Origin of the sequence: Streptomyces sp. Rer75 (assembly GCF_013414305.1) — a bacterium.
Taxonomy (GTDB): domain Bacteria; phylum Actinomycetota; class Actinomycetes; order Streptomycetales; family Streptomycetaceae; genus Streptomyces; species Streptomyces himastatinicus.
On the sequence record NZ_CP058693.1, the window covers coordinates 4,598,972 to 4,618,847 of the forward strand.

At 73.6% G+C, this 19,876-nt stretch carries 14 protein-coding genes and 2 pseudogenes; 6 read left to right on the top strand and 10 right to left on the bottom strand.

The window, feature by feature from the left end:
• Positions 1-33: 33 nt before the first annotated feature.
• Together HYQ63_RS19295 and HYQ63_RS19300 are read right to left on the bottom strand one after the other, a co-directional pair.
• Positions 34-1,986, bottom strand: a complete 1,953-nt coding sequence (locus HYQ63_RS19295) for a hypothetical protein (RefSeq protein ID WP_179935082.1) — start codon at positions 1,984-1,986, stop codon at positions 34-36.
• Between the two features lie 195 nt (positions 1,987-2,181).
• A complete protein-coding gene (locus HYQ63_RS19300) occupies positions 2,182-3,573 on the bottom strand; it encodes a transcriptional regulator (RefSeq protein WP_123108121.1) in 1,392 nt (463 codons plus the stop codon).
• A 368-nt stretch (positions 3,574-3,941) separates the two neighbouring features.
• Here HYQ63_RS19300 and HYQ63_RS19305 point away from each other — a divergent pair.
• From HYQ63_RS19305 to HYQ63_RS19315, 3 genes and pseudogenes are all read left to right on the top strand, one after another.
• Positions 3,942-4,583 (top strand): annotated as a pseudogene (locus tag HYQ63_RS19305) (bifunctional DNA primase/polymerase); the annotation flags it as partial.
• A gap of 385 nt (positions 4,584-4,968) precedes the next feature.
• On the top strand, positions 4,969-5,727 hold the full coding sequence (locus tag HYQ63_RS19310) for an ABC transporter ATP-binding protein (protein WP_179935084.1): 759 nt from the start codon (positions 4,969-4,971) through the stop codon (positions 5,725-5,727).
• Positions 5,724-7,403 (top strand): transporter, encoded by a 1,680-nt coding sequence (locus tag HYQ63_RS19315; RefSeq protein WP_179935085.1) that lies wholly within the window; start codon positions 5,724-5,726, stop codon positions 7,401-7,403. Before HYQ63_RS19310 ends, HYQ63_RS19315 begins: the two co-directional genes overlap by 4 nt.
• 120 nt (positions 7,404-7,523) lie before the next feature.
• On the opposite strand, the gene HYQ63_RS19320 is transcribed toward HYQ63_RS19315, so the two are convergent.
• Positions 7,524-7,853, bottom strand: a complete 330-nt coding sequence (locus HYQ63_RS19320; protein ID WP_257231950.1) for an SH3 domain-containing protein — start codon at positions 7,851-7,853, stop codon at positions 7,524-7,526.
• Between the two features lie 383 nt (positions 7,854-8,236).
• Between HYQ63_RS19320 and HYQ63_RS19325 the strand changes: the two genes are divergently transcribed.
• On the top strand, positions 8,237-8,866 hold the full coding sequence (locus HYQ63_RS19325) for a hypothetical protein (protein WP_179935086.1): 630 nt from the start codon (positions 8,237-8,239) through the stop codon (positions 8,864-8,866).
• Positions 8,867-8,885: 19 nt separating this feature from the next.
• On the opposite strand, the gene HYQ63_RS19330 is transcribed toward HYQ63_RS19325, so the two are convergent.
• Both HYQ63_RS19330 and HYQ63_RS19335 read right to left on the bottom strand, forming a co-directional pair.
• Positions 8,886-9,770 carry an alpha/beta fold hydrolase gene (locus tag HYQ63_RS19330; protein ID WP_179935087.1) on the bottom strand — a complete coding sequence of 295 codons (885 nt, stop codon included), beginning with the start codon at positions 9,768-9,770 and terminating at the stop codon, positions 8,886-8,888.
• Between the two features lie 1,200 nt (positions 9,771-10,970).
• Positions 10,971-11,663: a metal-dependent transcriptional regulator gene (locus HYQ63_RS19335; RefSeq protein WP_179935088.1), complete on the bottom strand. Its 693-nt coding sequence runs from the start codon at positions 11,661-11,663 to the stop codon at positions 10,971-10,973.
• Positions 11,664-11,855: 192 nt separating this feature from the next.
• On the opposite strand from HYQ63_RS19335, the gene HYQ63_RS19340 reads away from it, so the two are divergent.
• Positions 11,856-12,611, top strand: a complete 756-nt coding sequence (locus tag HYQ63_RS19340; protein WP_179935089.1) for an SIS domain-containing protein — start codon at positions 11,856-11,858, stop codon at positions 12,609-12,611.
• 37 nt (positions 12,612-12,648) lie between these two features.
• On the opposite strand, the pseudogene HYQ63_RS19345 reads toward HYQ63_RS19340, so the two are convergent.
• A pseudogene (locus tag HYQ63_RS19345) lies at positions 12,649-14,158 on the bottom strand (PAS domain-containing protein).
• 414 nt (positions 14,159-14,572) lie between these two features.
• A complete protein-coding gene (gene pdxH, locus HYQ63_RS19350) occupies positions 14,573-15,202 on the bottom strand; it encodes a pyridoxamine 5'-phosphate oxidase (protein WP_179940295.1) in 630 nt (209 codons plus the stop codon).
• 493 nt (positions 15,203-15,695) lie between these two features.
• Here pdxH and HYQ63_RS19355 point away from each other — a divergent pair, with 493 nt between their 5' ends.
• Positions 15,696-16,796 (top strand): citrate synthase 2, encoded by a 1,101-nt coding sequence (locus HYQ63_RS19355; protein WP_179935090.1) that lies wholly within the window; start codon positions 15,696-15,698, stop codon positions 16,794-16,796.
• 67 nt (positions 16,797-16,863) lie between these two features.
• Here HYQ63_RS19355 and HYQ63_RS19360 read toward each other — a convergent pair whose 3' ends face one another.
• The 3 genes from HYQ63_RS19360 to HYQ63_RS19370 are packed head-to-tail and all read right to left on the bottom strand — an operon-like array spanning position 16,864 to position 19,861.
• Positions 16,864-17,490 (bottom strand): TetR/AcrR family transcriptional regulator, encoded by a 627-nt coding sequence (locus HYQ63_RS19360; protein WP_179935091.1) that lies wholly within the window; start codon positions 17,488-17,490, stop codon positions 16,864-16,866.
• Positions 17,487-18,269 carry an enoyl-CoA hydratase family protein gene (locus tag HYQ63_RS19365; protein ID WP_179935092.1) on the bottom strand — a complete coding sequence of 261 codons (783 nt, stop codon included), beginning with the start codon at positions 18,267-18,269 and terminating at the stop codon, positions 17,487-17,489. Before HYQ63_RS19365 ends, HYQ63_RS19360 begins: the two co-directional genes overlap by 4 nt.
• On the bottom strand, positions 18,266-19,861 hold the full coding sequence (locus HYQ63_RS19370; RefSeq protein ID WP_179935093.1) for an AMP-binding protein: 1,596 nt from the start codon (positions 19,859-19,861) through the stop codon (positions 18,266-18,268). Before HYQ63_RS19370 ends, HYQ63_RS19365 begins: the two co-directional genes overlap by 4 nt.
• Positions 19,862-19,876: the final 15 nt, after the last annotated feature.

Genomic DNA, 19,876 nt, shown 5'->3' on the forward strand with positions numbered 1-19,876 from the left:
ACCCGTCGGCCCCGTCGGCTCATGTTCTGCCACTCACAGCTGGGTGGCCTCGTGCTTGGTGAGGCCGTACTTCCCGGCGAGCGGGTTCCACAGCTCGGCCGCCTTCCGCTTGGCCGCGGTCGCCTCGCCGCTGGCCCGCTCGGCCGCCCCGACCCGCCCGGTCCGGCGGGCCTGGCCCTTGGGACAGCCCTTCTTGCCGCCGACCTGATCGGCCCACGCCGCGTACTGGTTGTCGGCCTGCGCGGAGGACTTCCACGCCGTGGTCAGCGACGCGGTCAGCTGGGCCTGGTTCGGCAGCTTGTCCACAGTCAGCTTGCCCAGCCGGGTCACCAGGTCGTTGCGCTGACGGGCGGCCGTCCGCAGGTCCGAGGCGGCCTTGGGCAGGGCCTTGCAGGACTTGATGTTGTTCACGGCGTTGATCACCGTCGAGCGGCTGTTGTTGCTGTCCTTGAGCAGCGCGTCCAGCGCCTTCGCCTGCGGCTCCGCGGGATCGGCCGCCTTGGTCGGCTCCTCCTCGGCGGCGCTCGGGTCCGAGCTGCCCAGCGTCGTGTTGTCGTCCTTCTTCTCGTCGTCACCGCCCGCGCTGAGCGCGGCTCCGGCGGCGAGTCCGGCGATCCCGCAGCCCGCGATCACGATGCCGATGAGCACGGCGGGCGACATCCGGCGACGGCGGCCGGCGCGCCCCCCTCGGCCACCGTGCCCGCCCCCGTCCCCCGGGGCCGGGGCGGTGAACTGCGGCAGCTGCTGCGTCTCGCCGGGGGAATCGGCACCGGCACCGGCGCCCGCGGCGCCGCCATCGGCCCGGAACAGCCCGTCGAACTCGGAGGGCGGCGGCCGGTCGCCCGGACGGCCGGGGCGGATCGCGAAGGGGGAGCCGGTCGGCTTCGGCGGCTGCTGCTGTTGCTGCTGCCGACCGCGCCGGGACGGTGCGGCCTGCGGCGGCGCGGCGGCCGGGACCGGCGTCGGCAGGACGGCGGTCTCCTCGGCGGCCCCCGCCGGGGCGGCGGGCGCGGGCTGCTGCCCGCGACCCCGGTGTGCGCCCCGGCCGGGGCGCACCGTGCGCAGCTGGGTGGTGGACTCGCCGGGCGCCTCGGCCTTGGCGGGCTGGTTCTCCGGCGGCAGCGGCGCGCTGGCGGACGGCTGCTGCGGGGGCTGCGGCTGCGCGGCGTGCGCGGCCCCGGCGCCGGGCACGGGGGGTATGTACTGGGTCGCCTCGGCGTCGCCCGCGGGCTGCGGCGGCAGCATCTGCGTCTCGTCGGCGGCACCGGCGTAGGGCTGCGGCTGCGGCTGTCTGTCCGGCAGCGGCTGCGGTGACGCCTGCGGCTGTGCGTACGCGGCGGGCTGCGGCTGTTGGGGCTGCTGCGGCGGCTGGGCCTGCTGGTACGCGGGCGGCTGCGGGGCCTGCGACTGCTGCGGCGGCTGGGGCTGTGCGTACGTGGGCGGCTGATGCTGCTGCGGTGACTGCTGTGGCGGCAGGGGCTGTTGCGGCGCCCAACCCTGCGCCCCGGCGGACTGGTCCGGCTGTGGCTGCGGCGGGCCGTACGACTGCTCCGGTCCCGGCTGCGGCGACCCGAACGACTGGTTCGGGGGCCCGAACGACTGGTCCGGACTCTGCGGCGGCGGGCCGAAGGACTGCCCCGGCTGACCGTACGGCGCGCCCTCGGGCGGCAGCGGGCCCGCGCCCGCAGGAGGCCCGGCGGGCGCGGACGGTGAGCCGGGCCCGGCAGGCGCGGAGGGAGCGGACGGCACGGGCGGCGCGGGGACTGCGCCCTGCGGGGGCGCCTGCGGGGGCGGCCCCTGCGGCGCGTCCTGGGGTCCCCAGGGCTGGCCCCACGCCTGCCCACCGGCGGGGGCGCCGTGCTGCTGTCCCGAGGGCGGCGTGGGCTCCGAGGGCTCCGAGGGCCACTGGTCGCCCTGAGCGGGCAGTACGACGCCCTCACGGACCGCAGGCAGCTGCGGCTCGTTCCCCTGTCCGCTCTGCGTCACCGGGTCTCCTTGAAGAAGCGATTACCGAATCGTCGGCTCACGCTACCGGTTACCCGCGGGGGTATGAGACCGCCGGAGGGAGAGACTGGTCACCGGCAAAAGCCCGGCAAAGGCCCGGCAACGGCGCTGCGACAGCGCCGCGAAGGGACCGCGAAGGGACCGCGAAGGGACCGCGGCAGGGGCGTCAGGAGGGGCTCAGGCCGCCTGCACCTCCAGCCTCGCCCCGAACTCCCGTACCACCGGCTCGTCCCGGTACGGCTCCAACCGCTGCTGGAAGTCGTCCAGATACTCCGCTCCCCGGTTGGAGCGCAGCGTCTGGAGCAGATCCACCGCCTGGCCTCCGACGTGGCACGCCTGCTCCACCTCGCGGCCCTGGACGTGCGCCGTGGCCAGCAGCAGCAGCCCGATGGCGCGGCGCCGCACCCGGCCCTCCGGGTGGCCCGCCAGGGCCTCTTCGGCGCGCCGCCGGGCGGGCTCGGCCTGGCCCAGGTCGCGGTGGCAGTGGGCCAGTTCGTCGGCCAGATAGGCGTGGTCGAAGTGCTGGATCCACGGCGGCTCGTCCCCGGACGGCCCGCCGCTGCCCACCGCCCGCTCCATCGCGTCCAGGGCGCGCCCGGCCGCGTGCTGACAGGCCGGGGCGTCCCCCATCAGCGCGTGCCCGCGCGCCTCGGCGGCCAGGAACATCGACTCGGCGCGCGGCGGCACCTGACCGCGCGAGCCTTCCTGCGCGGCCTTGGCCAGCTGCGCGATCTCCCGGGGGTTGCCCAGCTGGGCGGCGAGATGGCTCATGCTGGCGGCCAGCACGTAACCGCCGTACCCCCGGTCCCCGGCGGCCTGGGCGAGCCGGAGCGCCTGGATGTAATAGCGCTGGGCGAGCCCGGACTGGCCGGTATCGATCGCCATGTACCCGGCCAGCTCCGTCAAGCGGGCGACCGCCGCGAACAGTTCGCGCCCGACCGACTCCCGGTAGGACCCGGCGAGCAGCCCGGAGACCACGCTGTTGAGGTAGTGGACGACGACGGGCCGCACATGGCCGCTGCCGTAGCGGTGGTCCAGCTCGACCAGCGCGTCCGTGGTGGCCCGCACCGCGGCGACGTCGGAGCGGCCGACGCGGGCCCCGGCTGTGCGCGCGACCTGGGCGTCCGCGCCGGTGATCAGCCAGTCGCGGCTGGGCTCGACGAGCGCCGAGGCGGCGACCGTCGAGCCGGTCAGGAAGTCGCGGCGGCCGACGTCGCTGCGCCACAGCTCGCAGACCTGCTCTATCGCGCCGAGGACGGTCGGCGAGAACTGAAGTCCCACGCCCGACGCCAGGTTCTTGCCGTTGGCCATGCCGATCTCGTCGATCGTGACCGTACGACCGAGCTTGCGGCCGAGCGCCTCGGCGATGATGCCCGGGGCGCGGCCCCGGGGCTGCTGACCGCGCAGCCACCGGGCGACCGACGTCTTGTCGTAGCGCAGATCGAGACCGTGCTCGGCACCGCACATATTGACCCTGCGGGCCAAACCGGCATTGGAGCACGCGGCTTCCTGAATGAGCGCTTGCAGCCGTTCGTTCGGCTGTCGCGCCACAAGCGGCCTAGCGGCCATGGTTTTACCCCCAGTGACTGCTGTGCGTTCTCGGCGGATGCCGTCCCTGTTGATCAGTTCCCCGCGGGTATCGCAGGTATACGGCGAATGCGGAACTTGCCCGTATTGACCACATAGACCGCTTGGTTCACGTACGTGCGTACGGCCGCGCCAAAACGCCCTCGTACGCCTGTCACGCATGGTGGCTACCCGCTCACACAGCCGGAACCCCTTACGCGCCCCCGGTCATGCACCCATGCGCCCCGCTGTGCCGTCGCGCCCCCTCTTGGGGCTCGGTTCGCCTCCGGGGCGCGGCCATGCGCTCGGGTCCGTGGCCTCGGCCGTAACCCTTGTTGACGCCGGAAGTTGTCTTGGTCGTGGAAGAGACCATGGACGTGACAGGAACACCACATATTCCGAAGCAGCGCGGGGAACGGCTGCTCGACGCCGCGGTGCGCTACGCGGAGGAACGGCACTGGGACGTGCTCGCCGGCGCCTGGCTGGACACCGTGAAGGGCCTCCAGCGCTGCTCCTGCGGACAGGCCGACTGCCCGGCCCCCGGCGCCCATCCGACCGCCCCGGACTGGGTGAACCAGGCGACCGGCAGCCCGGTCGTGGTCCGGCGGATGTGGGCCCGCACCCCGGGCGCGTCGATCCTGCTGCCGACCGGCCGCACCTTCGACGCCCTGGACGTACCGGAGTCGGCGGGCTGTCTGGCCCTGGCCCGGATGGAGCGCCGCAACGTCGACCTCGGCCCGGTCACTTCCACCCCGGACCGCAGGATGCTCTTCTTCGTGCTCCCCGGCGCCGCCGCGAAGATCCCGGACCTGCTGCGGAACCTGGGCTGGCCACCGTCCTCGGTCGACCTGGCCGCCCGCGGCGACGGGGACTACGTGGTCGCGCCCCCGACCCGGGTCGGGCGGCACGGCCCGACCCAGTGGGCCCGTCGGCCGACCGCCGCCAACCGCTGGCTGCCGGACGCCGAGGAGCTGGTGAGCACGCTCGCCTACGCGTGCGGACGGGAGACCCGCGGACGCGACACCGGTGGACGGGAGCCCAGCGGACGCGAGACCCCTGGACGCCGAACCAGCGGACGCCAAACCGGTGGACACGAGACCCAGGGACGCGACACCCGCGGGCGCGAGCCCCAGGGACGCGACGGACGGGAGTACCGCGGGCACGCGCCCCGGTCGTCCCAGGGCCCTGACGCGCCCAGGCGCGCCTGACGCGCCTGGGCACCGGCACCGGCCCCCCGTATCGTGGGCGCGGACGGGGACACGACCACATGAACCAGTCCCCGGACCAGCTCGACGTTGGGAGACGGGGATTCCAGTGCCGGACGCACACGCAGAGGCAGACGTACACGCACCCGCCGAGGCGGCGACCGATCCCACCGGCACGCATCAGCGGCCAGCTGTGCAGGTGCGGGGTCTGTGGAAGCGGTACGGGGAGCAGATCGCGGTCCAGGGCATCGATCTTGATCTGCCCGCCGGGCAGTTCATCGGGCTCGTCGGCCCCAACGGCGCGGGCAAGACCACGACCCTCTCGATGATCACCGGACTGCTGCGCCCCGACTCCGGCACCGTCGAGATCGGCGGGCACGACGTCTGGCAGGACCCGGCCGAGGTCAAGGCGCGGATCGGCGTGCTGCCGGAGGGGCTGCGGCTGTTCGAGCGGCTCTCGGGGCGCGAACTCCTCGCGTACACCGGGCGGCTGCGCGGGCTGCCCGGCGACGAGGTCGACAAGCGCGCGACCCAGCTGCTGGACGTCCTGGACCTGGCCGGTGCGCAGAACAAGCTGGTCGTGGACTACTCGACCGGTATGCGGAAGAAGATCGGCCTGGCCGCCGCGCTGCTCCACAACCCGGAAGTCCTCTTCCTCGACGAGCCCTTCGAGGGCGTCGACCCGGTCTCCGCGCAGACCATCCGCGGCGTGCTGGAGCGCTACACCCGCTCCGGTGCGACGGTCGTCTTCTCCAGCCATGTGATGGAGCTGGTCGAGTCGCTGTGCGACTGGGTCGCGGTGATGGCGCGCGGCAAGATCCGGGCGCAGGGTGCGCTGGCCGACGTACGGGGCGACGCGCCGTCCCTCCAGAACGCGTTCCTGGAGCTGGTGGGCGCCCGCGACCAGGGCTCCGGGGACAACCTCGACTGGCTCGGCGGCGGCGCCCGATGACGCTCACCGACCCCCTCGAGGCCAAGGGCCCGCTCGACACCGCGGCGCCCGCTCCCCCGCCGGCGCCCACCGGCTCGCTGCTGCCCGTCTTCGTCCAGCTGAAGCTGTCGCTGATGCGCAACGGGCTGCGGCAGTCCGCGGGCCGCCGCGCCGCGTACATCACCTCGCTCGTCATCACCGTCCTCTTCGCCGCCCTCCAGCTGCTCGGCCTGGTGCTGCTGCGCGGCCACGACGACGCGGACGCGCTGGTCACCGTGCTCACCGCGGTCCTCGCGCTGGGCTGGGCGGTGATGCCGCTCTTCTTCCCCAGCGGTGACGAAACCCTGGACCCCACCCGGCTGGTGATGCTGCCGCTGCGCCCCCGGCCGCTGATCGGCGCGCTGCTGGTGTCCTCGCTGATCGGCACCGGTCCGCTGTTCACGCTGACCCTGGTGGTGGGTTCGCTGATCGCCATCGCGCAGGGGGCGGCGGCCGCGGGGGCGGCCGTCCTGGCGGGTGTGCTGACCGTGCTGACGTGCGTGGCGCTGGCGCGGGCCGTCGCGACCGCCAACACCCGGCTGCTGAGCAGCCGCAAGGGCCGCGATCTGGCGCTGCTGAGCGGTCTGTTCGTCGCGATCGGCGCGCAGTTCGTGAACCTGGGCATGCAGAAGCTGTCCGGGGAGGGCGGGCTCGGCGTGCTGCGGCCCGCCGCGGACATCCTGCGCTGGGTGCCGCCCGCGACGGCGATCGACGCCGTGCAGGGCGTGAGTGAGGGCGCGTACGGGCCCGCCGCCGCCCAGTTCGCCCTGAGCGCGGTCGTGCTGGCGCTGCTGATGTGGTGGTGGTCGCGCAGCCTCACGCATCTGATGACCACGCCGGACAGCTCCACGATCCAGCAGGAGAAGCCCCGGCGGCGCGCCGAGGGCGCGGGCTCGTCCGCCGATGTGGGCGGGCCGCTCGGCCGGCTGCTGCCCGCGGGGCGCAGCGGCACGGCCATGGTGCGCACGCTGCGGTACGCGGTGCGGGACCCCAAGTCCAAGGCCAGCTGGGTCAGCGCACTCGGCGTCGGCCTGCTGCTGCCGGTCATCACCTCCGTCCAGGGCAACGGCAACGTCTACTGGGCGTGCTGGGCCACCGGGATGCTCGGCATGCAGATGTACAACCAGTTCGGGCAGGACTCCTCCGCCTTCTGGATGGTCGCGCAGACCATCTCCTCCCCGCGTGACGCCTATCTGGAGCTGCGCGGACGGGCGTTCGCGGTGGGGCTGGTCGGACTGCCGTACGTGATCCTGACGGTGGTGGGCTCGGCCGTCCTCATGGACGACCTGCCCGCGATCCCCGAAGCGCTCGGGCTCGCCTTCGGCCTGCTCGGCGGGTTGATGGCGACCGGGGCGCTGGCGTCGGCGATGCTCCCGTACTCCATCCCGCAGGACAGCGCCAAGAACGTGGCACCGGGGCAGGCGGGGCTCGCCTGGATGGGCATCTTCGGCGGCATGATCGCGGGAGCCCTGCTGTGCGCACCGCTGCTGGGCCTGACGATCTGGCTGCACATGAGCGGGATGCACAGCCTGCTGTGGGTGCTGCTGCCGCTGGGCGTGGTGTACGGCGCGGCGATCGCGGAGGCGGGGCTGCGGGTGGCCGCGCCGCGGACGGCGGGGCGGCTGCCGGAGATCCTGGCGGCGGTGAGCAAGGGCTGAGTGCCCGTCTGTACGAGCTGAACGAGCGGCGCGGGAGCGGGACTGGTCAGGTCCCGCTCCCGCGCCGTTTCCCCCTCTTCGCGCACCCCTTGACGGAACGTATCTGCGCGTCGTCGGCGGCTAGTTCAGGTACTTGCTGTAGACCCAGCCCCTGGTCCCGGGCTTGATGCCCGAGGTGGTCCGCTTGAGGATCTTTCCGTAGGACCAGCTCTTCATGAATCCGCCCAGACCGCCGGTGCGGCAGAAGTACCGGAAGGAGTCTCCCCGGTACAGCGTCCCCTTGGCGCGGTACTTGCTTCCCGGCCCGGAACGGAATCTGGCGCCACTCGTCACGACCTTGAAATTGACGTCCGGCGAATTGAATCGACATGCCGAGGAACCCACGGCGGATGCCGTGGGTGCCATCGCGATCGAGCCGCCCAGCATGAGCGCCGCCGAGAGCACGACCATCGAGGCTTGATGTTTAAGTTTCACGCGATCTCCCCCCGAGATCAGTGATTTCCCTAGTTCTGGTGTGAATGCGCGATGGCGCGTGGGTGAGCGTAGCAGCAGCCAATCCGCAAGCGCCGTACTGGGAGACGCCATTGACGCCGCGAAGGTTGAATTCCGGATGGGAATACTTTCGTGAGTACCGCGGCAGGGCCCGGATCCGGCCATCAACCCGCCCGCCGTGGCGGCATCCGCCACCCCGCACCCCGCCCTCCTCCATCGCCTCGCCACTTCCACACACTCGCACTCAGGCCGTCACAGTACGCACACAGTTGCCGCCCCGGATACGGAATTCGAGCCCCTAGGATCATCGACCGGAGAAGGATCACGCAGGGGAGACCGACTTGCTGAACAAGACAACGTGGCTGCGCATCGCTACGCCCGTTGCCGTACTGGCCCTGACTCTCACCGCCTGCGGATCTCCTGGGAAAAAGAGCCATACGTCCACGTCCCATAAGAACAAGCCGCATTCCCGCTTCAGCGCGCACAAGAACGGCGAGCATGGTGCGAGTGCGGCGGCGAAGGCCGTGCTGAAACCCGGGCAGTCCGCGTCACGGGCATTCAAAGAGGACACCGGCGTCAAGCCCTATTACTCGATCACCGCGCGGCGCATCGACGTCGGAACCGCCGCCGACGCCAAGGCCCTCGTCTCCGACCCGAAGGACGCCCAGGGCAAGGTCCCCGCGACCGGTTATGTGACGTACCGCCACATGACCGGTGACGTCGTCCAGGAATGGCCACGGGTCGGCGACTACGCGGATGTGTACGCCGACGGGCAGCGCGGCGCGAAGGTCATCGGCGGTGACACGCCGAAGGGCTGCGCCGACTCGGACGACATCAAGAACTGGAAGGACGGCCAGAGCTACACCCTCTGCAACACCTTCCTCATCCCGGCGGACACGAAGCGGCTGGAGATCGCCTGGACCGAGATCGGCGGCAAGCCGTTCGTCTGGAAGTTCCCCGCGCGCCGCTGATCCGCCGCACTACACCGGACTACACCGGTCCGGGCTGCGCGGGGAGGGCCGCAGCGAGGAACGGCTCCACCGCGCGGCGCCAGCCGTCCGGCCGGTCGTAGTGGACCAGGTGGCCCGCGTCGGCCACCTCCGCGTACTCACCGCGGGGGAGGACGCGGACCATCTCCTGGGCCTCGGCGCGGCCCAACTCGCCGTCCAGGCCGCGGACGACCAGGGTGGGGCACTCCACCAGGGCCAGCTCCTCCCAGTGCGCGTCATGCGCCCAGGCCGCACGGGCCTTCAGCATCTGGCGGCGGGAGAAGACGGGGCGCCAGCCGTCCGAACGCTCGGCCATGACCTCGGCGAAGAAGTCCCCCCGGGCGGGGTTCGGGCGCTCCAGCAGCGGATCGTCCTCGCCGAACCACCTCCGGACGTCCGCCAGGGTCGCGAACGGCACCGGCCAGGACCGGAACCAGTCGCTCCATTCGCGCTGCGAGGCACCGCCGAGCGCCGAGGCCCGCATATCGCAGATGACGAGGGCACGGACCAGATCGGGGCGGCGGGCGGCCAGCTGCCAGGCCGTCAGGGCGCCCATGGAGTGGCCGATGAGGGCGACCGGGCCCAGCCCGAGCTGCTCGATGGCCGCCTCGGCGTCGTCCACGTACGTAGCGCGGTCGAACGGCCCTTCGGCGGGCTTCTCGCTGCGGCCGTGGCCGCGCTGGTCGAGGGCGACGGCCCGGTGCCGGGTGGCGAGCCAGCGGGCGGTCTCCGCCCAGTGCGCGGCGCGGCCCATCAGCCCATGGAGCAGCAGCACCCCGGGGCCGCCGCGCGCCCCCGCGCGGCCTCCGGCCTTGGGCGGGTCCGTGAACTCCCAGGCCGCGAGCCGCACACCGCCGGCTCCGGTCACGTCGATGCGTCGCACCATGTCGTCTGGCACCTCCATCCCTCTCCCGAGCAACCCCAACCACCCCACAGTATCGAACCCATATTCGAACGCACCGCAAGTGCCGGGCAACACCCCTCATTCGAGTGACCACGCTCAAGGATTGGTCGCCTCCGCCGAGGGGAGACAGCTAGCGGGAGGCGGACTACTCGGGGAAGGAAGTCCGCGGGGGATGACCCTGGGAGCTCGGGGCTCCGGGTCACTACGGCCCCGGGTCGTAACGGCCGCGTTCGCGCGGCCCGCACGACCCGGGGCCCTTCGGGGGGACATGGGGAAGCGGGGCCCCGGCGCCTCATGGCGCCGGGGCCCTCGCATTCGAACGCCCGCTCGGCATCGCTGCCGCCCGCCGGGCCCATAGGAGCCCCCTCCCCTGACCGCGAGCACGCTTGTGCATATGCGTCAGCGACAGGGTTGCACGGGTCGCCCCCGCCCGCTCGATTTCCCCGAACTCCGGTCCAGACAAAAACCGTCACCGCAGGCAGCCCGCCCGCCCACGGCCGCCGCGGCCACCCCGCTCAGCGTGTCCCGGCGACGGGCCGGGCCTGTGGCGGCGCCGGGGCCCATGCCGGAGGCTCCTGCACCCGCCCCATGCCCGCGCGCGGGAGCCGCGCAGGCAGCCGAGGTCACGCGTCGCCCCGGCCGCGGGCGGGCAGGCCCGCGCAGGACGCGGCGCCCATGGCTCACGCAAGGCGCCGAACCCAACCGCGCAGCGAGTCAGGAGCGGGCATCAAGCCCGCGGCGGCGGGCAGACCGCGGCCAACGCCACGCAAGCCCCGCGCCCACGGCCCACGGCGAGCCGGGAGCGGGCGTCAAACCGGGCTACGGACGGGCAGCCCCGCGCAGGGCGTGTGCCCGTGGCTTGCGCGCGGCGCCGGACCTGACGCAGCGAGCCGGGAGCGAGCGTCGCGCCCGCGGGGCAACGCCACGCAAGCCCCGCACCCACGGCTCACACAGTGCGTCGCGCCCCGGGCCTACACGGCGAACCGGGGGACGCGTCGAGCCGGGCCGTGCGGATGCGACGCCGCACCAGGCCCCGCGTCCATGGACCGTGCAGAGCGCGCTGGGCAGTCGCGCATCGCGCCGGGACCGGGGCCCGCGCAGGGCGCGTGCCCCGGCTCGCGCGCGGCGACGGACCCGGGGCCGACCGGCGGGGGCGCCCGGCAGGCCTCGCCGGGGCTGAACCTAGCGCTTGGCTACGAACACGTGGGAGGCGATGTCCGCCTCCAGTTCGGCCGCTTCGCCGCTGCTGCCCACCAGGACGCCGCCCGGGGACTCCGTCACGCTCACCACCGAGCCCGGCTGGACCCCGGCCCTGCGCAGCGTGTACATCAGCTGGGCGTCCATCTGGATCGGCTCGCCGATGCGGCGCACGACCACCGTCTTGCCCTCGGTGCCGGGCGCCAGCTCGCGCAGGCTCACCATGCTGTCGTCGAGGAACGGGTCGGCCTCGCCCTTCTCACCCAGCTCGTCCAGGCCGGGGATCGGGTTGCCGTACGGCGACTCGGTGGGGTGGCGCAGCAGGTCGAGCACCCGGCGCTCCACCGCCTCGCTCATCACGTGCTCCCAGCGGCACGCCTCCGCGTGGACCTGCTCCCACTCCAGGCCGATCACATCGACGAGCAGGCATTCGGCGAGCCGGTGCTTGCGCATCACGCGCGTGGCCAGCCGACGGCCCTCCTCCGTCAGCTCCAGGTGACGGTCGCCCGCGACCGTCACCAGTCCGTCGCGCTCCATGCGCGCGACGGTCTGGCTGACGGTGGGGCCGCTCTGATCGAGCCGCTCCGCGATCCGGGCGCGCATGGGGACCACGCCCTCCTCCTCGAGTTCGAGGATGGTGCGGAGATACATCTCCGTGGTGTCGATCAGTCCGGACATGCGTGCCCCTTGATGTGTCGTGCGGTGGCCCTGAACCCAATTCTGACGCATCCCACCGACAAGAGAGCCGGATCGGCCACTGCCGTAGCGCTGGGCGGAGGTGGTATTGACAGCTTCATGATCCACAACGCAACGTGATCCGCGCCACGGGGATGTGGACCCAAGTTAACACCGACACGAAGGGCCTCGGCGATGAGCCAGAGCAAGCCGGCAGGGCGCTTTATCGACGCCGCGATCGGGCTGCTGCACAGGGTGCGGGACGAGGAGGCCGAACGCATCGCCGCGGCGGGCGGCCTGATCGCGGACGCGGTCACCGGCGGCGGCCGGATCTTCGTCTTCGGCGCGGGTCATTCCTCCCTGCCCGCCCAGGACGTCGTCTATCGCGCGGGCGGGCTGGCCCTGATGAACCTGCTCCCGGTGCCGGGGGTGGTCGGGGTGGACGTCGTGCCCGCGACCCTGGGCAGCGCACTGGAGGGGGTCGAGGGGCTGGCCACGGCCGTGCTGGAGACCGGGCCGCTGCGCACCGGCGATCTGCTGTTCATCATCTCGCTGTCCGGCCGGAACGCGCTGCCGGTGGAGATGGCGACGGGCGCGCGGGAGCGCGGGGCGACGGTGATCGGCGTGACGTCCGTGGCGTACGCGGCGGCGACCACGCCCCGTAACGCGTCGGGGAGCTTCCTCAAGGACCACTGCGATCTGGTCCTCGACAGCAAGATCGCGGTCGGCGACGCGGAGCTGACGGCGGAGGGCGTCGGGGCGCCGTTCGCCCCCGCGTCGACCGTGGTGACCAGCGCGCTGATGCAGGCCGTGGTGGCGGCGGGGGTGGAGGAGCTGGTGGCCCGCGGCGTACGGCCGCCCCTGTTGCGGTCGGGCAACGTGGACGGCGGCCACGAGTGGAACAGCCAGGTGATGACGGAGTACGGGGACCGGATCTTCTACCGGCGGTAGAAGATCCGGATCCAACCGGTAGAAGATCCGGTCGGTTCTAGCGAGCCAGGTCCACCGCGGCCGCGACCCGGGCCGCGACGTCCTCCGCGTACGCCGTGTCCTGGCGGTCGAAGGGGCGGCGGGCCGGGCCGCGGAGGAAGGTCAGGACGCCCAGGGTGCGGCCGCGGCTGCGCAGCACCGCGCACAGGGCGTGCACCGAGCCCTCCGGCCACTTGCGCCCCGCCGCCCACCGCGCCGCCGCCGTCCCGTCCGTACGCGTCGCACTCGCCCGCACCGAACCGCTGCGCTCGGCCGCCTGGAGCGCCGGGTGGCCCTCCAGGTAGGCCACCGGGATGCCGCCCGGGGCGATAGGGGAGCACGGGCCCGCGGTGCCGCACGGCGTGGCCGCCGCCCGGACGAGCCGGATCGGATCCGGCGCGCCGGAAGGCAGCGCGTCCGGCGGCACCGCTTCCGTACGGCGCTCCACGACCAGGTCGATCAGGGCGTGGTCGGCGAAGCCCGCGAGCGCGAAGTCCAGGTGGACCGCGGCCGCCTCCATCGGGTCCTCGCACTCGGCCGCCGCCCGTGCCGCCCGGTGCATCTGGTTGCCGCGGAAGCGCAGCCGCGCGCTCTCCTGCTCGTGCTCCTTCGCCTCCGTCACGTCCTGGAAGATCCAGGCCACCCCGAGCGGCACCGGCTCCTCGGTGAGCGGCGAGGCCAGCCGCAGGAAGCCGCTGCGCCAGCAGCGGCGGGCCGGGCCCGCCATCGGGGGCCCCGTCGGCCGCCTCGCGCAGCGTCACCCACAGTTCGGTGGGCGCCGGGGGCGCGCCCTCGGCGAGGACGTGCTGGAGCGCGTTCTCGGCCTCGTCCACGCCCTGGTCGAGGAACTCGCCCAGCGGCCGCCCGAGCGCGGCGGTGCGGCCGGTGCGCAGGGCGCCCGCCGCGTTGCCGTTGAGGACCGCCACCCGCAGGTCGGCGTCGATGAGGACGACGCTCCAGGACGCGTCCGCCAGCAGCGCTTCGCTCAGCGCGATCGACCGCTCCAGGTCCAGCTGCGCGTGCACCTCGCTGAACGCGCAGTACACCCCGGCCGGGCGGCCGTCGGCGCCCAGCACGGCGGACGACTGGGTACGGACCAGGACCCGGCCGCCGTCCTTGGTCAGCAGCGCGAACTCGTGCACCCGGCGCCCGGTGGCGTCCAGGGCCTCCATCAGCCGCGCCTCGACGTCCCGCGCGTCCTCCGCGCGGGCCGCCCAGCCCGCCAGCCCCTTGCGCCCCACGGCCTCGGCCGTGGGCCAGCCGAGGATGCGCTCGGCCTCGCGGTTCCAGTGGGTGACGGTGCCGTCGGCGTCGAACGCGCACAGCGCGGCGTCCATGCCGTCGAGGAGCGCGGCGAGCAGATCGGAGTCGTCGCGGCCGGGGCCGGTCGCGGGCACGGGCACGGCCGCCGACTGCGCCGGGACGGGACGTGTGGGACGCGCGGGTTCGGAGCGCTGCGGAGCGGTCACCGGACACCCCCTGCGGGACGTGGTGGACGTGGCTGCCTGTGGTGGTGCACGTCGGAACATTGAACTCGAACGTGACGCGCGCCACACCGGATTCCGCGAAATCGTTGCCTCCCGGAAATTTGCTTGTGTGCGGCGCGAGGGCGTTCCTAAGGTGTGGAGCACACGAGAAGGGAGGTGGTTCGGCAGATGTATCAAATCCGGACGCGTGAGGTGACTGCGGGCTAGCAGTCCGTCGTCGCGCTCAGCGCATTCGCCGGACTGGCGCACGAAAGAGGTGCGCAGCCGGCCAATCCCACGCAGTCACCCGGCCCGCGGGTTGCCGGTACGTCCGACCGGCCCCCGGGCGCCCTCACCGGCGCCAGGGGACAGACCCGCGGGTCGTCTGCGTCTCCGGCCGTGTGCCGAGGCCCCGAGTGCTGTGCCCGCGCCGCGCCGGGACCGGGCGCCGAGGAGCCGCCGGATGTCCCGCACGCCTCACGGCGACAGGCGCTCGATCCGCCAGCCCTCCTCGCCCGGCGTCCGCACGTACCGCAGCCGGTCGTGCAGCCGGTTCTCCCGGCCCTGCCAGAACTCCACCGCCTCCGGCACCACCCGGAACCCGCCCCACTCCGGCGGCACCGGCACCTGCTCCCCCGGCGGATAGCGGTCCGCCAGCTCCGCGTACGCCCGGTCCAGCTCCTCCCGCGCGCCGACCACCGAGGACTGCGCGCTGGCCCACGCGCCCAGCTGCGAGCCGTGCGGGCGGGTCCGGAAGTACGCGGCCGTCTCGTCCCGCCCGGTACGGTGCGCGACGCCCGTCACGATCACCTGGCGGGCGATGGGATGCCAGGGGAAGAGCAGCGAGACCTGCGGGTTCTCGGCCAGTTCGCGGCCCTTCCGCGACCCGTAGTTGGTGTAGAAGACGAAGCCGCGCTCGTCGAAGCTCTTCATCAGGACCGTACGGGAGCTGGGGCGCCCGGCCGCGTCCGCCGTGGCGACGACCATCGCGTTCGGCTCGTACAGTCCGCTGCCCACCGCCTCCTCGAACCACCGCGTGAACTGCTGGAACGGGGTGCTCCCGAGGGCCGCCTCGTCAACGCCCACCGCGCGGTAGTGCTCGCGCATGGCGGCCGGGTCGTACGTGCGCGCGGAGTAAGCCGAGGGGGAAGCCGGGGGCTCCGGGTCAACGTGAGGCACGCGCATATCTTGCAACATCATCGGTCCACGGGACGGGTTGGCCCGAAAGAGCGATGCTCCCTCTCCCCCGCGTCGGGGATCCGTAACCCTCCCCCGCCGCACAAGGGGTGTGCCACTTATCACGCGCTCCCGTGACTGGCGCGTCCACCGTGCCGTGGCCGAACATGCGCCTGTCAGCGTGGTGCCCGGCGCCGGTTTTCGCCCCCGCTGGGTGACCACCGCGCGCACGGGGCACACCACCGGGTATCCGGTACGGACCGCGAGCCGTCGGCCGCGGAGCCGTCCCGGGGCCGGACGACCCCCGATGACACCGTTCTCCGCCCCTCTGACGTTCCATCCGCACCAGCCGTATCCCCGCACCAGCCGCACCAACCGCACCAGCCGTTCGTCCACCCGTCGCCCACACATGAGGAGCCGCCCGATGTCCGACTTCGTACCCGGACTCGAGGGAGTCGTCGCGTTCGAGACGGAGATCGCCGAACCCGACAAGGAGGGCGGCGCGCTCCGCTACCGCGGCGTCGACATCGAGGACCTGGTGGGCCATGTGTCCTTCGGGAACGTCTGGGGCCTGCTGGTCGACGGCGCCTTCAACCCGGGGCTGCCCGCCGCCGAGCCCTTCCCCATCCCGGTGCACTCCGGCGACGTCCGGGTCGACGTGCAGTCCGCGCTGGCCATGCTCGCGCCCGTCTGGGGCCTCAAACCGCTCCTCGACATCGACGAGGCCCAGGCCCGCGACGACCTCGCCCGCGCGGCCGTCATGGCGCTGTCGTACGTCGCCCAGTCGGCGCGCGGCCAGAGCCGCCCGATGGTGCCGCAGCGGGAGATCGACAAGGCCGAGACCATCGTCGAGCGCTTCATGCGCCGCTGGCGGGGCGAGCCCGACCCCAAGCACGTCGCCGCCGTCGACGCGTACTGGACCTCCGCCGCCGAGCACGGCATGAACGCCTCCACCTTCACCGCCCGCGTCATCGCCTCCACCGGCGCCGACGTCGCCGCCGCGCTCTCCGGCGCGGTCGGGGCCATGTCCGGGCCGCTGCACGGGGGTGCGCCCTCGCGGGTGCTGGGCATGATCGAGGAGATCGAGCGCACCGGCGACGCCACCGCGTACGTCAAGAAGGCGCTCGACCGGGGCGAGCGGCTGATGGGCTTCGGGCACCGGGTCTACCGCGCCGAGGACCCGCGGGCGCGGGTGCTGCGGCGCACCGCCAAGGAGCTGGGGGCGCCGCGCTACGAGGTCGCGGAGGCGCTGGAACGGGCCGCCCTGGAGGAGCTGCACAACCGGCGGCCGGACCGGGTGCTGGCCACCAACGTCGAGTTCTGGGCGGCGATCACGCTGGACTTCGCGGAGGTCCCGGCGCCCATGTTCACGTCGATGTTCACGTGCGCGCGGACCGCCGGGTGGAGCGCGCACATCCTGGAGCAGAAGCGGACGGGCCGCCTCGTCCGCCCCTCGGCGCGGTACGTCGGGCCGGGCACCCGCAGCCCGCACGACATCCAGGGGTACGGGGACATCTCGCGGTAGCGGGTTGGGGCGGGGGCCAAGTGGGGCGGGAGCCGAGCGGGGCGAGGGCGCTCCCCGCCCCAACCCCCTAGCCGTCGGCCGCGCCCAGCGCCTCGTCCAGGATCCGCGCCCACTGCGCCACCACCCGCTCCCGGCGTGCGCTGTCGTCCGTCAGCAGATTGGCCAGGCCCAGGCCGCGGGCCATGTCGAGCAGCCCCTGCACCGCCTCCCGCACCCCCGGGGCCGTCTCGTCTGCGCCCAGCAGCTCCACCGCCATGCGGTGCGTCTCGCGGCCGATGCGGGACTCCAGGACGGTCACCCGGGCGCCCAGCTGGGGTTCGTACGACGCCGCGACCCACAGCTGGAGCGCGGCCCGGAACAGCGGGCCGGTGTACAGGTCGACCAGTTCGGTGACGACCGCGTGGGTGCGGGCCGTGCCCTCGCCCGCCGGGGCGAGGGCACGCAGCTCCGCCGAACGCTGCTCCGCGACCTGCTCGACCGCGGCCGTGAACAGGTCCTCCCGGGTCGGGAAGTGGTGCTGGGCCGCGCCCCGGGACACCCCGGCCCGCTCCGCGACCACCGACACCGTCGACCCCGCCCAGCCGTGCTCGGCCAGGCACGCCACGGCGGCCTCCAGCAGCCGCTGCCGGGTCGCGCGGCTGCGGTCCTGCTTGGGGTCGCGCGGGGGCGTACGCGGCGACGTACCCGGGCTCACTGGTCCGTCCCCGTCACCCACGCCGGATCCCGCCGCTCCCGGAACGCCGTCATCCCCTCCCGCGCCTCCGCCGACGCGAACAGCCGCGCCGACAGCTCCGCGAGCCCCTCCCCGTCCCGGTCGAACGCCCGCCGCACCTCGGCCGTCACCAGCCGCTTGGACTCCGCCAGGCCCTGCGGGGAGCCGCGGCGCAGCCCGTCCAGTACGGGCGCGAGCACCCCGTCCGCGTCGCCCTCCGGGTCCGCCACCGTCACCAGGCCGATCCGGGCCGCCTCGGCGGCGTCGAACCGTTCCCCCGTGAGGTAGTACCGGGCCGCCGCGCGGGCGTCCAGGCGGGGCAGCAGCGGCATCGATATGACCGCCGGGGCCAGCCCGAGCCGCGCCTCGGTGAACGCGAAGCTCGCGCCCCGCCCCGCCGCCGAGATGTCGCACGCCCCGAGCAGCCCCAGCCCACCGGCCCGCACATGCCCGGTGACCCGCGCGACCACCGGCTTGGGCAGCTCCACGAGGGCGCGCAACAGCGCGACCAGCCCCTGCGCGCCCGACACGGCCGGGGGTTCGCGCAGATCCGCGCCCGCGCAGAACGTGTTGCCGGTGTGCGCGAGCAGCACCGCCCGGACCTCCGGGTCCGCCTCGGCCGCCGCCAGCCCGGCCCGCAGCTCGGCGACCAGGCGGGCGGAGAGCGCGTTGCGGTTGTGCGGCGAATCCAGCGTGAGCGTCCTGATGCCGTGGTCGTCGGACGAGCGCACCAAAGCCGCGTCGCCGTGGGTGTCTGTCATGGGGTGGTCGAACTCCTCTCCCTGGCGCGCAGTTCGCGGCGCAGGATCTTCCCGGCGGCCGAGCGCGGCACGCTCTCCGTGAACTCCACGCGGCGCACCTTCTTGTACGGGGCCACCTGCCCGGCAACGTACGCGATCAGCTCCTGCTCGGAGATCCGGGCACCCGGCCCGCGCACCACGTACGCCTTCGGGACCTCGTTGCCGTCCCCGTCCGCCACGCCGATCACGGCGACGTCGGCGACGGCCTCGTGCGCGATCAGCACGGCCTCCAGATCGGCCGGGGCGACCTGGTAGCCCTTGTACTTGATCAGCTCCTTCAGCCGGTCCACCACGAACAGCCAGCCGTCCGCGTCCACATGGCCGATGTCGCCCGTGTGCAGCCAGCCGTCCGCGTCGACCATGGCCGCCGTGTCGTCGGGCCGCCCCAGATAGCCCTTCATCACCTGCGGGCCCCGGATCAGGATCTCCCCGTCCTCGCCCTCCCCCACGTCCCGGCCGTCCTGTGGACCGCCCTCCATACCCACGATGCGCATCTCGGTGCTCGGCAGCAGCTTCCCCACCGTCCCCGGCGGAACGCCCTCCGCCGCCCGGGGCACCAGATGGCAGCCCGGGGACAGCTCCGTCATCCCGAACGCCTGGAGCAGCGGCGGCACGCCCAGCCGCCGCGCGCACGCCTCCGCCAGCCGCGCGTCCAGCGGCGCGGCCGCGCTCAGCACGTACCGCACCGACGACAGGTCGTGCTCCGCCACCGCCGGATGCTTGGCGAGCGCCAGCACGATCGGCGGCGCCACGTACAGCGCCTGCGCCTCGTACCGCTCGATCGCCGTCAGGAACTGGTCCAGGTCGAAGCGCGGCAGCACGATCACCGTGCTCCCGGCCCGCAGCGGGGCGTTCATCAGCGCCGTCAGGCCGTACACGTGGAAGAACGGCAGCACCGCGAGCACCCGCTCGCCCGGCCGCGTCGGCACCAGCGCCTCCACCTGCGCCAGGTTGGTCGCCACGCTGCGGTGCGTCAGCATCACGCCCTTCGGGCTGCCCGTCGTCCCCGACGAGTACGGCAGCACCGCCACGTCCTCCGCCGGGTCGATCTCCACCACCGGCTCCGGCGCCGTGCCCGCCACCATGTCGCGCAGCGAACGGTGCCCGCCCGCCTCGTCGCACACGAAGATCTCCCGCACCCCGCCCGCCTGCTCCGCCGCCTGCCGCGCCACCCCCAGCAGCGGCGACACCGTCACGATCCACGTCGCCGCCGCATCCCGCAGCTGCTGGGCGAACTCCTCCGCCGTCGACAGGGGATGCACCGTGGTGACCGCCGCGCCCGTGCGCGTCACCCCGTAGAACGCCATCGGATACATCAGCGAGTTGGGGCTGTGCAGCGCCACCACCTCCCCCTTGTGCACCCCCGCCGCCGCCAGTTCCGCGGCGATCCGGCGCGAGGCGTGGTCCAGCGCCGCGTAGCCGACGCTCTCCCCCGTCACCCCGTCGATCAGCGCCGTACGGTCCCCGAACTCCTTCGCCGCGCGGCCCAGCACCGCGTCGTGAATGGGCAGATCGACGGGCGGGACATCGGGAAACTCGCTGCGCAGCACCATGGCCGCTCCCCTCGG